This window comes from Flavobacterium sp. W22_SRS_FK3 (assembly GCF_052113665.1).
Taxonomy (GTDB): domain Bacteria; phylum Bacteroidota; class Bacteroidia; order Flavobacteriales; family Flavobacteriaceae; genus Flavobacterium.
On the sequence record NZ_JBGQOF010000004.1, the window covers coordinates 176,183 to 193,088 of the forward strand.

Below are 16,906 nucleotides of genomic sequence, written 5' to 3' on the forward strand. Positions count from 1 at the left end.
CCAATTTGGAAGTGTTCGGAAGCAGTTGGAAGCATTTGGCTTATTTGTTCCTAGCCCAGTCGTAAACCTTTAATATTGGAATTCTTTTTATTTATATTTATCCAACGAAATAATAAAAGAAACCGAAGGTATGACGGGCTTAACAGTCTGGCAAAAAGACTTCGGCATAATGCCTTGCTCGTTCCTCTCAAGACACCCTTCGGGACTTATTCCGATTCCTTTTGGCCTGTCTGAATCCCGTCCTTTGAGATTGCTTTCTTTTTCTTTTTTCATTTTTTCTGTTTTCTTTTGGAAAAATTTTTTTTTATTGGTACTGCTGGACTGGCTGAGCACCTGCTGACCTTTATGTATACATGCACGCTTGATTGCGTGACTGCTTGCTGGCTTGCAGGCAGGAATGCCAACCTGCATACATCCTTACCTGAGCACTTGAATACCTGATTGCCTTATTGCTTGATTGCTTGAATATCTTAGGACTTGTCTACCTGCATGCATAAATAATTATATGCACAGGTTACCACTTTAAGTTTTAATTCCAGCCTAATTAATTTTTAACACACAGATAATAAAATACTTAGCACAACATTATCTTTATTATTTATATATCAACACCATTATATTTCTTAAATTCACATAATTATAGAATTTGAAATTTAAGAAATGGTAAAACGTAAAATTTATGACCGCGATTTCAAAGTAAATGCAGTCAAATTAACGCTGAAAACAAATGGTTTTAAAGTGGCAGAAGAACTTGGCATAGCAAAAACGAATATTTACAGATGGCAAGCTGAACTTAAAAAATATGGAACAGATAGCTTTTGTGGGGGAGGTCATTTTAGAACCTCCGAACAACAAAGATTTTCTGACCTTAAAAGAACACTTAGGAAAGAACTTAAATATGCAGAACTTCAAATTGAGATTTTTAGAAGCGCGAGTAAGTATATTATTGAAGGGAAACCAATGATTTTTCATTTTATTGAAAAGAATCTAGATAGATATCCCCTTTGGCAAATGTGTAAAGTTTTAGGCATACGTATGCTTACATATTATAGATGGAGAGATAAAATATTTTCTCCAACACAACTTCAAAAAACTTTAATTGAAAAAGAAATAACTTCTATATTTTATGAATATAAGGGTAGATATGGAAACGGGAAAATTTCCGCCGAATTACAAAGTCGCGGTTTTACATTAAATAAGTATTCAGTAGCCGATTACATGAAAAAAACGGGTCTTGTCAGTAAACTTAGTAGCAGACACAAATTATCTGGCTCATCATTTATTCCCCATAATCCTTATATTTTTCCTAATGTTCTAAATCGTCAATTTAAAGCTGACGAACCTTCTCAGGTTTGGGTATCGGGTATGACAAGGTTAGAAATATTGAAAGGACTATTATTTCTGACAATTATTATCGATTTATTTGACAGAAAAATTATTGGATGGAATTTGAGTGAAGGGCTGACAATAAAGGAAACTTCGATCCCCGCTTGGGAAATGGCACTTCGTAATCGTAAAACCAAGAAGGGACTAATATTTCATTCTGATAGAGGTATTCAATATGCTAATAAGATGTTTACTCGTAAATTAAACTATAAACATATTACACGAAGCATGAGTCGAAAAGGAAATCATTTAGATAGTGAGATACCTAAAAGCTTTTTTATTTTCCTTAAATCTGAATTAGTTAATTTAAATATGCTTCTGACTAAACAACAAATGCACGAAAAAATATCTGAATATATTGAAAATCTTCATTAAAAGACATTCTGCTGTAAATTATCAAACTTCTAACTATGAGAAAATACGAACGTACTTTCAAAGAAAATGCAGTTAAATTAAGTTATAAGCGAGGAAAGAGGGAAACTGCAAGCCTTGCAAGAGAGTTGGGAATAGCTCCAGATTATTTGTATAAATGGCGAAAAGACTTTGAAAAATTTGGAACAGGAAGTTTTTGTGGATCGGGTCACCCTAAATTGACTCCTGAAAAAGCCATAATCACTGACCTTGAAAAGAAAATTAAAAATTCAAAAATCACACTCGATATTTTAAGTAAAGGGACCAAATATGTTTTTCAAGGAAAAGCAATGACTAAAGAATTTATTGAAAACAATAAATCCGAATTTTCAATAGCAAAAATGTTAGCTGCATTACAAGTCTCAGAAACTACATATTACAGAAGAAAAAAACAAGAACTTACAGATACAGAATCTCGAGTAATTTTATTAAAACAAGAAATTACATCCATATATTATGAATTTAAACGAGAATATGGATGTACCAAAATTACAAAAGAGCTACAAAGCAGAGGGTTTAAAATAAAAAACTCATCAGTAAAAAAATACATGAGAATGTTGGGCTTGCGCAGAAAAGTTAAAAGAAAGTTCAAGGTAACAACTGATTCACATCATAATTACTATGTAGTTCCAAATGTTTTAAATAGAGAATTTACCGTTAGTGAGTCTGCTAAAGCTTGGGTTTCAGACATAACATATATACAAACAACAAAAGGCTTTTTATATCTTACCATTATAATGGATTTATTCGACAGAAAAATAATAGGATGGATTTTAAGCACCAAAATGAGTACCAAAGCAACAATTTTACCAGCTTGGAAAATCGCAGTTAAGAACAGGAAAATTACTAAAGATTTAATCTTTCATTCTGATAGAGGTGTTCAATATGCTAATAAAATTTTCGCCACTACATTAGACTCTTATAAGTGTGTAATACGTAGTATGAGTCGCAGGCAAAATCATACTGACAATGCCGTTTGTGAAAGTTTTTTCAGCTCTTTTAAAAGAGAATTAATTAAAGGGAACAAACTCCTATCCAGGAAACAGATGAGAGCTGATGTATATGAATATATTGAAAATTGGTATAATAAAGAAAGAAGGCATACATTTTTAGACTATAAAACAATCGAAGAATTTGATAGATTACATTTTATATAATCATATTGTATATTAATAATCTGGCAATGCATTGTTTGCATAGCCATAATATCTTATAACGATTATAATAAAAAAGGGCATTAAGCCCTTTCAATTAAATCCATTCCTAAATAAGTTGTCACGGGACAACGGCAAGTTGTGTTTTGAGATGCTTGAAATGAATTCAGCATCTCAAAACAACTTGCCCTGCGGGGCTGGAAAACGCCTCCGAAGTCGGCGTTTTATTAAAATTATAATTGGACATAGATTAGTTCGTAGTGCTTTTTTTATTTTCTTTTAAATATTTTCTGTAAAGCATGTCCAGTAAATCTGCCTCTTCCAATGGGATAAGCATTTCTATTATCCTCAGCAGACTGTAAACGTATCTTTCAACATGCCTTGGACTATTATTGGTACTAACTTCCATTCCGTCTAATGCAAGCATTCCTGCTTTGAGTAAATCCATAATCATACAAAACAAGTCTGAATATCCCTGAACATTTATTTCGAGATTGTGTATATCGTTTCGCATTTTTGATGCAGGTTTAAGCATTATAAAGTAATGCTCCGGATTTGCAACCAGATCATTTAATTTGATTTTATTTTTTTTCATATCAATATATTTTATTTATTAAATCAAGCATCTCTGAAATTATACAGTAATTTCAGCATTCGGCATTCTCTTTAGATTCATTAACTTTTTTTATTTTTTCAAGCCCTCTTTCACGCATCAGCTCTCCCGCATCAAGCATTTTTATTAAATGGATATACGGAGTTGTAAGGTCAATATCGCCCACTTCTTTGTATGGAGATAATGAAAGACTCACTATTTCAGAAAGGAAAAATTCAAACTCCTTAAGGCTTTTCTCTGCAAATGCCTTTCGAAATACTGTAAAAGGATTATCATATTCCTGCTTTGTCAATGAAGTGAGATGAAATACATTTTCGGTGCGGACTGACTCTTTCACTCTCCATTTACTGCTTTTTTTATGCAGGGAGTAGTATGTTTTCAAAAATGAGCATATTGCTTTATAGAATATAAAAATCTCGCTTGGTCTATCATTACTGCAGATTTCTTCTTTAAAGCTGTACAGTACTGCCTGCGTTAAATTTCGCTTATAGTAGTCAAGATGTGCAAAATCAAAAAGGGCATCAGATGCTTCAAATAGATTTCCTGCCTCAAATCCAGCCCAGAACTTGGTCTCAAAGTTTTTTTTCTTCTTTTTCATGATTTAAAAAATTAGTTATCCATTTGTTCACTTTTATTTTCACTATTAATCTCTAAATAAAGCTTATGCAGTTTATCAAGCCCTTCCACTTCACTGCACGGAAGTAGCTGTATTGCAATTTCCAAAATACTCGTAAGATGAAAAGCGGGATCTTCGATCTGGCTGGAATTCTCAAGATCTGAATTCTCCAGTGTGTGAAGTGCTATTTTGAGCAGATCCTGTACTGTATAAATGAGTTTTATGTAGCTCGTAAATCTTATATCTGCATGATAAATACCTTCATTTTCTCTCTGCGGTATCAATGTTCTAAAATAAAAACTCCTTTTCAGTTCTTTGATAAAATCATCCGCCTTTTTATTTTCATTGGTTTCCATATTCTTTAAATATTTTTTTGGTTTGCTCAGCATACTGCTGATACATTGTTTTAACTTCACTCATCATCCACTGCATTTTTTCATATGCTGATTCAACAATTTCTGCAGTTAGCGGTTCAATTTCCTCTCCCCATTGGACAGCTTTTCGGGCAAGATCAAGCTTTCTTAAAACTTCTTTCTCTTCTTTGTTATCTAAATCAAAAGTGTTGCCTAAGACACTATTAAACTTCGCAATACGCTCCTGCTGGTCTGAAATGCTTCCATCTATCACCCATTCACCCGTTAGAATCCATGAGGCATTAATAAAAAGATATCGAAACTGCTCATGTATAACATACAATGCCATTAAATGATTCTCGTTTCCACGGTGGTATTTTAAATCCCTGCCAATAGTATTGGCCTCTGATATCCACATTTGATAATTTGCAACAGTCTTTTCAAAAGCCGTTTCACATTTAATTTTTTTATATCCAGAACAGGTTTTCCTCCAGTGTTTCTATACACAAGATCTGTTTCTTTACAATTGAAAAGAAAAAATAAATTTCCTTTTCCGACTTCTCTCTTTATACACTCCCTGTCAAAAAAACAGAATGAAAAAGTATTGTAGTTTTCAATTACTTTCCATAAATGGAAGACAACATCGTCATAGTAATGGGGGCTTTTTTTGCTCACAACAATTGTCAGAATCCCTGTTTTTGATTCTACAGCAGACTCTGAAAAGAAAATGCATTCAGCTTCTACAAACTCTACTAAGAGTTTCACTGTTTTTTTGACTGCCCGATATTTAGGATGGTCTTTCGTTGTTAAAATATTATAATACATGATCTGCCTATTTAAGGTTCATCCGAAATCAGGTTCTCGATGCGTCCTAATTCGTCTTTTACAACAGCTGTGCAGAAACCCGCAAAATCATTGTATCTATCCTGTAAAAGATTCATATCCTCTTCAGAAAAAGTATCTGCACCGCTGTATCTTAGCTGAGCATATGATCTGCTTAATATCGTAAACAAGTTTTTGTCCTGCTCTGTAACCCTCGGAAAGTAACTGCTTATTTCAGGGTTAAAATGATCGCAGATTTCTAATAGATAAGAAAGGGAAAAATGATTTGGAGAATACCCCATAAACAAACGGATCATCCCAAGACAGATCTGTTCTGCCATAGTATGGAGCATCAAACCTTTAAGGGGAGCATAACATGCCCATTCATAATCTTCCTGCCATTTTTCCATATTGTTTACCACAATATTTCTATAGCACAGGTATTCTTTTGCTGATGTTATACTGCGGACTGGAAGATCTCCAAATTCCGGAACAGCAGATTCTTTTTTAAACAAAGCTTTTGCATTTTTTATAACATTCAAAAAGAAATACTTCTGATCGCCTGTTGCGCTCTTAAGCTCTGAAATATGATGAATCAAAAGTGTTGCGGTGCACTGCTCTTTGGTTCTGCTTTTAATAATATCAGCCAGATCATGCACTGCATTTACTTTAGTTTCTTTGACAAGCACTAATAGATAAAAGTGTTTAACCCTTTTTTCCGCTGTTCCAAAACAATAAACTGCCTCAGTTTTAAGATAAGACGTAACGGTATCACTAACAAGCTTCTCATAGTCGATTACTCCATCGTTTAAAGTATCTTTATTCAGTTTTGTCTCAATAAAAAAAACGGATTTTTCCTCGCAGTAAGAAAGCTGGTCTTGAAAGATCTTTTTAGAATCTTTTAAGATGCGGTAAAGTTTCTTTTGTGCTTCTTTAACCCTATCTTTCTTAATCTTTGTTTTGCCTCCATAAGGAAATTCAATCCTTGCTCTATCAAGTAAATCGGCAATTTCTTTATCCTTATCATGATCAGTATTGAACACCTGCTTCAAAATTGGTGCATAGTCCTTTATCATGTTTAAGTGATCTAGTGTATAATGATTCGAATGAGATTTTCCCATGACCAGTTCTCCGATTATACCAAAAAGAAGGTTTACCGCCTGATGGATTGTATATAGTGCCATATAATGGTTATTTGTTCCTTCATAATGCTGGGAACCTCTTCTTAATGATTCTGCTTTGGCTAAAAGCCCGCTGTTTTTCTTTATTGCTTTTTTAAGCAGAACAGATACAGTGGGAATATCTTTTTTAATCTTAAAATCAAACTCCTCGTTTTTAAACAGGCTTATGTTTGATAAATACCACTTTAGATAATACAAACTCCCATGCTTTAATCGATGCAGTACATCCCATAGATTTATAATTACATAAGGAACGGACAGATATTTTTTTAAAACCTTATCCGCCCAATCATACATTTCCGATGCAATCTGCTGTGAATCTTCCCTTAGGATTATAGTAAGTATATAACCTCTTTTACCTGCGGTCTCTGCCTCATGCAGGGTGACCGCTGTAATGTCCATAAATGATTGGAGCTCTCTAACGGCATTCTCCAATTCTTTCTGATCTTGAAATTGAATTGCACTACTCATAATTTTAATTTTTTTAATTAATACTTGTGTGAAAAATTGTATTTTTGTCTAACACACAAGCAAGTAAGTGATTAGTCGTACTGTACCGTATCAATTTGTATTGTACCGTACAAGACTATTTCTATATCATACATAGGACTTACTTTTTTATTCTTAATTATTATCTTTGAGCTATGAGTACACTAACAAAACCAAATCACATAGGACGAAAAATCAGTCGTATTCGTGAACTAAAAGACATGAAGCAGGAAGCATTGGCACAGGCTATGGGAACAAATCAGCAGGCTATTTCTATTATGGAAAACAGCGAAACTATAGAAGAAGAAAAACTTATCGAAGTAGCAAAGGCTTTAGGTGTGAGTGTTGAAGCAATTAAAAATTTCTCGGAAGAAGGAGTATTTAATTATTTCAATAATTTTAGTGACAATAGTATTAATCAGGGACCAATAGGGGCTCACAATGTTTGTCACTTTAATCCTTTAGATAAATTAATGGAATCCGTAGACGAGAATAAAAAACTTTACGAAAGATTATTGAAAGCCGAGCAAGATAAAGTTGAATATTTGGAAAAACTACTAAAAGCAAAATAACGCTTTTATAAAAGATATATTAATTCCAAAAAGAGACTTTCGAGTCTCTTTTTTGTTGGCAAATAATTGCATAAATTATAAAATAAAATACCATGAATAAAACTATAAAGCTAAGAGTAAAGAAAGAAATTGACAGGGAAAGTGAGCTTAAAGTATTAAAACTAAAAGGGACATTAATTACTAAAGGCTATACAGAAATTATTCATATTGAAGATGAAAATGAAGATTTCTATGTAAACACTTTTTCAACTTCTACAGACCTAAAAAAAGATGCAGAAAATTATATATTAGATTATATTTCTTGTCATAACGTAAATGATATTATTAGATTACTCAGCACTGTTAAGTAGTATTTTTTTACTTCAATTGATAGAGATAGAAACGAAATTATTTTTGACTGATTACTAATTAATTTACATATAACAATCTTGATATAATAATTATAACTAAAGGCTCAATGATAGAAGATTTAATTAAAAGGACACAAACCGATGATTTTTATCACAACTGTGATTTTAAACTTGAATCATTCAACTTCAAAACATCGGATAATACTGTGGAGATGATTTTTTCAATTAATCAAACCAGTTATGATATTCCAGTTGAACATGAAGAGTGGAAAATAATTTCCAGAAATACTGAGAAATATAATGGTTCTTTTGGAATATTCTCCTGCCATATACTAAATTAAAAATTTTAGATAAACATCCAGCATTGCTTTTCTACAATCATAATGAACTTGAATGTGAAATAATTGGAGTACCCAAAGATCTTAATCAATTTATTGCTGATATTTCTATGATACTTGAAAAAGAGACCGGAAACTGGATTACTGTCCCTGACATTTTATGGAACAGTGAAGAGAATTATAGGCTTTTCAGCAAAAGAAATATAAGTATTCCCAAGTCGATAGGCAATCCCATTAGAGAAGTTTGTACGAAACACAACCTTAAATTTAAAGTTACCCATGAAGTAACTGGAGATGACAAACGCTACGCACATAGGCAAAAAAGCAAAATTTTGATATTTGGAAACGAAGATGTAAGTCCGAATGATTTTTATCTTAAACAGCCGTACGTTATTGCAGAAAGTTTTACTGCAGAACGTATAAAATAAGTTTTATAGTCTGAAACCTCCAATCTTTTGAAAAGAGTTTTGATTTTAACTTTAAAATAACGAAGCAATTTTTATTGAACTCTTTATGCACAAACAATTAAAGAGTTTTTGATTACCATGACTCCCCCAAGATATACACAAAAATGTTCCCAAAGGCAGTCAGAATTTGATGGATTTTAAAAGTATAATTTTTGAAAAAGTACACTTCTTTTTTCTATAATTTATTCATTTGATTTTAAAAAGCTTATACTTTCAAAACACATTGAAAATAATTTCTTGAGCTTTTTGAAAAGTTTAAGTAATTCTCCAGCCAAAGAGACAATAAGCTTTAGTATGGACATATGCAACTGCATGAATTGGGTGGTCAATATCAGTGGAATTTACATTCAAATTAAAACTTGTTAAACTCATTTAATTTTGATACGTTTGGTTGATTACGAAATACCAAAATTAAAAATGAATACAGCCGTACACAACAAATTAGTTTCTTTTATATGGTCAATAGCAGACGACTGTTTGCGAGATGTTTACGTTCGTGGAAAATACCGTGATGTAATATTGCCTATGGTTGTTTTACGTCGATTGGATGCATTGCTTGAGCCGACAAAAGATGCCGTAATGGAAGAATTGGCATTTCAACGCGATGAAGCAGGATTTACCGAATGGGATGAAAATGGATTGAGAGAAGCTTCTGGCTATGTATTCTATAATGTAAGCGAATGGACATTACAACGATTGCACGATACCGCTACCAACAGTCAACAATTATTACAGGCAAATTTTGAAGATTATTTGAATGGTTTTAGTGGCAATGTAAAAGAAATCATAGAAAAATTCAAACTTAAAAGCCAAATCCGACACATGGCTACTAAGGATGTTTTACTTGATGTGCTGGAAAAATTTACTTCTCCCGATATCAACCTTACGCCTTTCGAAAAAAACGACAGCAACGGTAGGAAACTACACGCCCTTTCTAACTTGGGAATGGGTTATGTTTTTGAAGAGTTAATTCGAAAGTTCAATGAGGATAACAATGAGGAAGCTGGAGAGCACTTTACGCCTCGTGAAGTTATTGACCTGATGACACATATAATTTTTGATCCAATCAAGAACAACCTTCAACCCGTTATGACGATTTATGACCCGGCATGTGGTAGCGGTGGTATGCTTACTGAAGCGCAAAATTTCATTAAAGATGAAGATGGCGAAATACGTGCGATAAACTCCGATGTTTATTTGTACGGAAAAGAAATCAACGATGAAACCTATGCCATTTGCAAATCGGACATGATGATTAAAGGGAATAATCCCGAGAATATCCGTGTTGGTTCTACCTTATCTACTGATGAATTTCGAGGAACTACTTTCGATTTTATGTTGTCCAATCCGCCTTATGGGAAATCATGGGCAAGTGAACAAAAATATATTAAGGATGGAAAAGATGTAATTGATTCCCGTTTTCAAATTCGCCTGAAAAACTATTGGGGTGTTGAAGAAGATGTCGATGCCATTCCACGTTCATCCGATGGACAGTTGCTATTCCTGATGGAAATGGTAAGCAAAATGAAACCGCTTTCGCATAGCAAGACCGGAACTCGAATTGCTTCTGTACATAACGGAAGCAGCTTATTTACTGGTGACGCTGGTGGTGGCGAAAGCAACATTCGCCGTTACATTATTGAAAACGACTGGTTGGAAGCCATTGTACAAATGCCGAACAACTTGTTTTACAATACAGGCATTGCCACTTATATTTGGATATTGAGCAACAACAAAACCGCTAACCGAAAAGGCAAAGTGCAACTGATTGATGCCGGACAATTATACCGCAAACTGCGTAAGAGTTTAGGAAATAAAAACTGCGAATTTGCCCCCGAACACATAACAGAAATAGTGAAGACTTATACCGATTTAAAACCAATTGAACGTAGTACAGACGATAGTATTGCCTCAAAAGTATTTGATAATAGTGATTTTGGTTACCATAAAGTGACTATCGAAAGACCTAAACGTCTAAAAGCGCAATTTACCAAAGAAAGGATTGAAGAATTACGTTATGACAAGTCATTAAAGGAAGCCATGGTTTATGCTTATGAAACGTATGGTGAAGAAGTTTATACCGATATTGCAAAGCATAAAAAAGAGCTAATACATTGGGCAGAAAAGCAAGAACTGAATTTAAACAGCAAACAAGCAATCGCACTGACAAGCAAAACCCTTTGGGAAAAGCAAAAATTCTTATTGGACAATGGTTTGCAATTACTGCAAAAAATAGGAACACAAGAATTTACTGATTTCAATAAATTGCGCACACAAATAGACGAGGTAATCAAATCTGAAAAAATGAAACTTTCTGCTTCAGAGAAAAATATGATACTCAATGCTGTAAGTAATTATGATGTCGAAGCCGAAAAAGTGGTAAAAGGCATTGTAAAGTTAACTGGGGATAAATTAGAAAAAGTCTTGACACATTTGAATTGTAAAGAAAAAGAATTGCCTGATTATGGCTATTTCCCAACACCCAAAAAAGGGGAATACCTAACTTATGAAACGGAAAGCGATTTGCGAGATACCGAAAACATACCACTAAAGGAAAATGTTTATAGCTACTTTTTAAGAGAAGTAAAACCACATGTAGGTGAAGCTTGGATTAATCTTGATGCAACTAAGATTGGTTATGATATAAGTTTTAACAAATATTTCTACCAACGTAAACCTTTGCGTGCCATTAAAGCAGTAACAGCAGATATTTTGGCTTTAGAAAAAGAAAGCGATGGTTTAATCGCTGAAATTTTAAATTGGTAAGATGAAAAAATACGACCAATATAAAAACAGCGGTGTGGAATGGTTGGGGGAGATTCCGGAGCATTGGGAAATTAAATCCTTTAAAAATATTTTAATAGAGCGTAATGAAAAAAATCAACCAATCAAGAGTAAAGAGATACTATCACTTTCCATTGACAAAGGTGTTACTTTGTATGCTGAAAAAACTACAAATTTAGACCGATTTAAAGATGATTTTACCCAGTATAAGTTAGCTTATAAAGGCGATTTAGTGTTTAATAGTATGAATATGATTGTGGGAGCAGTTGGTGTTTCTAACTATTTTGGCTGTGTAAGCCCTGTTTATTATACATACCATGGAGGTCTTAATAATTCTCATACTTCCAAGTTTTATGAGTATTTATTTAGATGCAAAACAGTTCAAGGCGTTTTGTATAGTCTTGGAAAAGGGTTAATTGCTATTGACCGGGGGGAAGGAAAATATAACACTTTGAGGCTAAAAGTTTCAAGAGATGATTTACGCTCGATGAAATTGCCATTTCCAAATCTCTCAGAACAAGCAACAATAGCCAATTTTCTTGACGACAAAACTGCCAAGATAGACCAAGCCGTTACCCTTAAACAGAACCAAATAGAACTACTCAAAGAACGTCGTCAAATTCTGATTCATAAAGCAGTTACAAGAGGTTTAAACCCAAATGCAAAACTAAAAGAAAGTGGTGTAAAATGGATTGGGGAGATTCCGGAGCATTGGGAAATTAAAAGATTTAGAAACACTTTCAAACTTGGCAAAGGATTAACTATAACAAAGGAAAATTTAACTGACGAAGGCATATTGTGTGTTAATTATGGCGAAATACATTCAAAATTTGGTTTTGAAGTAAATCCAGAAATCCATAAACTGAAATGTGTTCATCCAGATTACTTAATAAATAATTCAAGTTCATTAATAAATGAAGGAGATTTTGTATTTGCAGATACATCCGAAGATTTACAAGGATCTGGAAATTTTACATATTTAAATAGTAAAGAGCAAGTATTTGCAGGCTATCATACAGTGATTGCAAGACCAAGTGATAATATAATTTCTAGATTTATTGCTTATGAATTTGACTCACTTGTTTTTAGAAGTCAAATACAAGCAAAAGTAAAGGGAGTAAAGGTTTACAGTATAACTCAATCTATTTTAAAAGGATTATCAGTTTTAGTTCCACCAAAAAGCGAACAATTAGAAATAGTAAATCATTTAGATAATTCTACAAAAAAAATTGACATAGCCATTTCCCTAAAAAAGCAAGAGATTGAGAAGTTGAAGGAGTATAAAATGAGTTTGATAGATGAGGTTGTAACTGGGAAAGTAAAAGTTAGTTAAGAAAAATAAAAACATATGAGTCAATTGTTATATAGTGTTGAAGAAGTGTTTTCAGATGATGGTTATTTAAAAGAGCAATCTAAAGAATTCTTTAACATACCATTGTATCAAAGAGGTTATAAATGGGAATCCAAGCATGTAATAAAATTATTGAATGATATTTATAATTTTGAACATGCCGACACCAAATTCTATTGTTTGCAAAACATAACAATTGTTCAAAAAGACAATTACTTTAATGTTATAGATGGTCAACAAAGACTTACAACATTAACTATTTTACTGGCTTATTTGAATCAAAAAACATTAGTATACAACAAAGTTAGATTTCCTAATAACTCTATTAGAGAAGAAACTAATAAATTTCTTAATGAAATAATTACCAATAATGAAGCTATATTTCCTGACCATAGTTGGGATTTTTTTAGTGAAAGCAATCCTAATTATGACCATCAAGACATTTACCACATATATAATGTATATGAAACAATAGAAATTTGGTTTAGCGCTAAAATAAATGAAACCCCTTCGTTTGACAAAGAACTTTATAAAACCAAACTTTTAAAACATGTAAAAGTTATCATCAATAAAATTGACGATGCAAATACAAGCGAAGAAAAAATATTTGGAAACCTAAATTCAAAAAGAATTGCATTAGATGGCGCTGATTTAATTCGAGCAATTTTAATAACTAGAGTAGCGCAAGAAGAAGGAAAAAGAGAAGCAGACATTAAAAATATTGTTCGAGTAAATGAAAGAAGAGTAAAAATTGGATGGGAATTAGACCAAATAAATAATTGGTGGAGTCAAGATAATATTAAGAATTATTTTTCAAAATTTGTAAATATTCGCTCTGAAGAAATTGGTGTTGGTAACAAATTATTTAATGATGAAAAATATCCAATCAATGTATTATACCTGCTTTTTGCAGAGAAAAAGAAGGAAAAAAAGCTAACGTTAGAGTTAATCGAACAAAACAATAATAATGCTTTAGGTTTATATAAAGAATTAATAAAACTTAATAGCACATTACAAGATTGGTTTCAAGATAGAGAAATATATCATTTTCTTGGTTATATTTTTAATCAAAGACAAAAGAGGGAGATTAATTTTGCTGTAATTTGGGAATATTGGGAATCATCAGAAACTAGAAATGAATTTTGTAATAAGCTAAAAAACATAATAAAAAGTTCATTATTAGTCGAAGATGATTTAATTGATTTTGAAAATAGTGATATAAATTGGTATCATAAAGAATCAGGAAAACTAGTTTCTGCATTAATTGTCATGGATATTATTCATTGCCTTAAAGAAAACCAGCCATTTTTACCTCCAAAGGCTTTCACTAAATCAAGCAATGATATAGAACATATCTTTCCACAAAACCCTGAGAAAATAAAAGAACGAAAAGACTACGTTGCATTTTTAAATAAAAACATTGTAAAAGATGGAAAACAGTTTGATTTAGATGAATTTGAAACTAAAAAAGAGAATGTGGATTATATAAATGATATGAATCAATTTATAGATAACCATATTGGTTCAATAAAGATAAATTCAATAGGGAATTTAGTTTTACTATATTCTTCTTTAAACAGGAGTATTAGCAATTCATTGTACTCAAAAAAACGTTCAAGGATTATTGAATTTTTTAATAATGGAAACTTTATTCAGCCACATACTTTTAAAGTATTTGTGAGATATTTCAATGATTTAAAAAACAACAATAACGATTATGAACATTGGACTAATGAAGATATAAAAGCAAATGCAAGTAGAATTTCATTAGAACTTAAAAACTTCTTAAACAATTAAAATTATGAGTCAAAAGAAATCAATGGAAGAAGTTTCTATCAAAGAGCTTATTAAAGACTATAACTTAATTGTTCCTGAAATACAAAGAGAGTACGTTTGGGGTTTGAATTTTCAGAATATACTTGATACCTTTTTTATAGATATTAAAGAAGGATTTAATAAAAACCATGAAATCAGCAAACAATCAAAAAATAAAATTGATTTGTTAAACGAATTATTGAATCAAGCTGATAACACTGCTAAAGATTCAATAAAATCTATGATGCTAAATTTAGGAATTAGTTCAAACGCAATAAATATTGGTTTTTTATATTCATATAGACCCGATTATTATGTATATAATGATATTAACAAAGATGTTTATTTAATAGATGGACAACAAAGATTTACAACTTTATTTCTTTTACTTTTTTATTTGTCTATCAAGGAAAACAGAAAAATAGAATTTGAAGAATTATTCAGATTTAATAAAAATCTTGAGCATATTGCCTTTGATTATAGAGTTAGAACACTTACTCATAATTTTTTTATTGACGTAATAAGTAATGTAAATACACTATCCGATCTAATAAATATTTCATCTAAAAACTGGTTTTTATCAAATTATAAAAATGATGTCACAATCAAATCAATTGTTGGTTCAGAAGAATTTGCTGGAACATTTATTAAAATTCACGAATACTTTAAAGATGAACCAAATAATTATTTTGACTACATACAAAATCATATAAAATTTTGGCATTTTAAAACAGAAGAAACTTCTCAAGGAGAAGAATTATACATTACGATGAACTCTAGAGGTCAGCAATTAGCAGATAATGAAAACATTAGAGCTAAATTATTTGAATCAAATGATGTTAAGATAAACCAATTAGAATGGAGTAAAAAATGGGAAGAATGGCAAGATTTCTTTTGGAAAAAAAGAAACAAAAAATTCAATAAAAATTCAGCTGACAAAGGTTTTAATGAATTTTTAAGATGGGTTGTTATTATCGAAATGATAAAAGATGGTAAAAATTTAGATTCAATTAACGGAAAGAATTCGGAGTTAAAACAAATAATAAAATCTGATAGTGATATCAAACTTCCGATTAAATATTTGAATATTGAAGTAATCGAAAAATATTTTAATTCTTTAAAATACTTATATGAAGATTTTTTAAATCATATAGATGAGTTAAAACAAAATTATAATTTATACAAAAGATTTGACTTATTGAATTTAGATTGGTTGTCACCAAGAGACAATTACATTAATCAAAATCAATTATTTAGGATCTTACCAATTTTACATTACACAAATAATCATATTGCATATATTAAAAATGGTGATGTATTAAATTTATTTAGAGTAATCCGTTTTTTTTACAATTTAAGGCAAGACGCAACTGTAGGTAAAACTCCTGATGTTCAGTTATTAAATGCTATTGATTTGATTTCAATTATGAATGATAATCAAGATATTATAAGTATTTTAGATTTAAAAGGAATCTCAATTTCTTTATTAAATGACGAAGAAAATTTAAAATTTCAGTTACTTAAAACTGCAGAAAACAGGATTGAACTTGAAAATTTATTTTGGGTATGTGAAGATTTTAAAGAAACCGAAGGTAGAATATCTCATCTTATAAACTTAACTAACAAAATTGTAATTGAACAAAATAAAAAGTTTTCGCATAACATATTTAGAAAAGTTGCACATCATTATAAAGAATTATTGAATAATCAAAACACAATTTGGGGTAATTTTTTAAATACGGATATTTATTATAAAGAGAATGATAGAATTTTAGTTTCTTACCAATGGTTTAGAAAGGAAGGATTTTTAAATTATGTTTATGATAGGATTTTAAATCCGGATAATGACCTTGATATGTTCTTTGTAAACAAACAAAGGTCATTTATTAAAAATTATGAAAGTGAAAATGATATTGCATCCGAAGCATCTTCAAAAAAACAATTATATATTTATTATATTTTAAATACTAGACTTGAAGGAGAATGGAATTGGAATAATAATTGGAATTTTGGAATATTTAACAATAATCCCAATAGTGGCGTTTTTTCACTTTTTAATGACAATCAAATATTTCAAAAATACAATCAACAATGGAGATATAACTTTGGCTATAATAATTATCATGGGATATGGACTCAACATAATTATAAATCCATTAAAAAAAACCTAGCCAATTTATTACATTGGTCAAAAGAATAATATT

The 16,906-nt window shown here is 31.2% G+C and carries 17 protein-coding genes; 10 read left to right on the forward strand and 7 right to left on the reverse strand.

All coding sequences use genetic code 11. The annotated features are described in order from the left end of the window. Positions 1-87: 87 nt before the first annotated feature. Positions 88-411 (reverse strand): hypothetical protein, encoded by a 324-nt coding sequence (locus ACEN2I_RS05505; protein ID WP_441765086.1) that lies wholly within the window; start codon positions 409-411, stop codon positions 88-90. A 249-nt stretch (positions 412-660) separates the two neighbouring features. On the opposite strand from ACEN2I_RS05505, the gene ACEN2I_RS05510 reads away from it, so the two are divergent. Together ACEN2I_RS05510 and ACEN2I_RS05515 are read left to right on the forward strand one after the other, a co-directional pair. Further along, entirely contained in the window at positions 661-1,761 is a 1,101-nt protein-coding gene (locus tag ACEN2I_RS05510) for an IS3 family transposase (RefSeq protein WP_441765087.1), read from the forward strand. Between the two features lie 35 nt (positions 1,762-1,796). Further along, positions 1,797-2,954: an IS3 family transposase gene (locus tag ACEN2I_RS05515; RefSeq protein WP_441765088.1), complete on the forward strand. Its 1,158-nt coding sequence runs from the start codon at positions 1,797-1,799 to the stop codon at positions 2,952-2,954. A 247-nt stretch (positions 2,955-3,201) separates the two neighbouring features. Here the strand turns inward: ACEN2I_RS05515 and ACEN2I_RS05520 are convergent, their stop codons facing one another. The 6 genes from ACEN2I_RS05520 to ACEN2I_RS05545 are packed head-to-tail and all read right to left on the reverse strand — an operon-like array spanning position 3,202 to position 7,007. Further along, entirely contained in the window at positions 3,202-3,546 is a 345-nt protein-coding gene (locus tag ACEN2I_RS05520) for a hypothetical protein (protein ID WP_441765089.1), read from the reverse strand. Between the two features lie 52 nt (positions 3,547-3,598). Continuing rightward, positions 3,599-4,162, reverse strand: a complete 564-nt coding sequence (locus tag ACEN2I_RS05525) for a hypothetical protein (RefSeq protein WP_441765090.1) — start codon at positions 4,160-4,162, stop codon at positions 3,599-3,601. 11 nt (positions 4,163-4,173) lie between these two features. Then, the gene (locus ACEN2I_RS05530; RefSeq protein ID WP_441765091.1) at positions 4,174-4,536 is read right to left on the reverse strand and encodes a hypothetical protein; all 363 of its coding nucleotides are present in this window, start codon (positions 4,534-4,536) and stop codon (positions 4,174-4,176) included. After that, on the reverse strand, positions 4,523-4,951 hold the full coding sequence (locus ACEN2I_RS05535; RefSeq protein ID WP_441765092.1) for a hypothetical protein: 429 nt from the start codon (positions 4,949-4,951) through the stop codon (positions 4,523-4,525). The genes ACEN2I_RS05530 and ACEN2I_RS05535 overlap by 14 nt, the downstream gene beginning before the upstream one ends. Beyond that, the gene (locus tag ACEN2I_RS05540) at positions 4,912-5,358 is read right to left on the reverse strand and encodes a hypothetical protein (protein WP_441765093.1); all 447 of its coding nucleotides are present in this window, start codon (positions 5,356-5,358) and stop codon (positions 4,912-4,914) included. The genes ACEN2I_RS05535 and ACEN2I_RS05540 overlap by 40 nt, the downstream gene beginning before the upstream one ends. An 11-nt stretch (positions 5,359-5,369) precedes the next feature. Further along, positions 5,370-7,007, reverse strand: a complete 1,638-nt coding sequence (locus tag ACEN2I_RS05545) for a hypothetical protein (RefSeq protein ID WP_441765094.1) — start codon at positions 7,005-7,007, stop codon at positions 5,370-5,372. A 173-nt stretch (positions 7,008-7,180) separates the two neighbouring features. On the opposite strand from ACEN2I_RS05545, the gene ACEN2I_RS05550 reads away from it, so the two are divergent. The 8 genes from ACEN2I_RS05550 to ACEN2I_RS05585 all read left to right on the forward strand — a co-directional run bounded on the left by ACEN2I_RS05550 (position 7,181) and on the right by ACEN2I_RS05585 (position 16,902). Further along, positions 7,181-7,597: a helix-turn-helix domain-containing protein gene (locus ACEN2I_RS05550; RefSeq protein WP_441765095.1), complete on the forward strand. Its 417-nt coding sequence runs from the start codon at positions 7,181-7,183 to the stop codon at positions 7,595-7,597. Positions 7,598-7,689: 92 nt separating this feature from the next. Continuing rightward, entirely contained in the window at positions 7,690-7,947 is a 258-nt protein-coding gene (locus ACEN2I_RS05555; RefSeq protein WP_441765096.1) for a hypothetical protein, read from the forward strand. Between the two features lie 107 nt (positions 7,948-8,054). After that, entirely contained in the window at positions 8,055-8,288 is a 234-nt protein-coding gene (locus ACEN2I_RS05560; protein ID WP_441765097.1) for a hypothetical protein, read from the forward strand. Positions 8,289-8,311: 23 nt separating this feature from the next. Next, a complete protein-coding gene (locus ACEN2I_RS05565) occupies positions 8,312-8,713 on the forward strand; it encodes a hypothetical protein (RefSeq protein ID WP_441765098.1) in 402 nt (133 codons plus the stop codon). Positions 8,714-9,169: 456 nt separating this feature from the next. Beyond that, complete coding sequence (locus ACEN2I_RS05570) at positions 9,170-11,518, forward strand: type I restriction-modification system subunit M (RefSeq protein WP_441765099.1); 2,349 nt, start codon at positions 9,170-9,172, stop codon at positions 11,516-11,518. A gap of 1 nt (position 11,519) precedes the next feature. After that, positions 11,520-12,869: a restriction endonuclease subunit S gene (locus ACEN2I_RS05575; RefSeq protein WP_441765100.1), complete on the forward strand. Its 1,350-nt coding sequence runs from the start codon at positions 11,520-11,522 to the stop codon at positions 12,867-12,869. Between the two features lie 15 nt (positions 12,870-12,884). Next, on the forward strand, positions 12,885-14,684 hold the full coding sequence (locus ACEN2I_RS05580) for a DUF262 domain-containing protein (protein WP_441765101.1): 1,800 nt from the start codon (positions 12,885-12,887) through the stop codon (positions 14,682-14,684). Positions 14,685-14,688: 4 nt separating this feature from the next. Further along, positions 14,689-16,902, forward strand: coding sequence for a GmrSD restriction endonuclease domain-containing protein (locus ACEN2I_RS05585; RefSeq protein WP_441765102.1), 2,214 nt, complete (start codon positions 14,689-14,691; stop codon positions 16,900-16,902). Positions 16,903-16,906 lie beyond the last annotated feature (4 nt).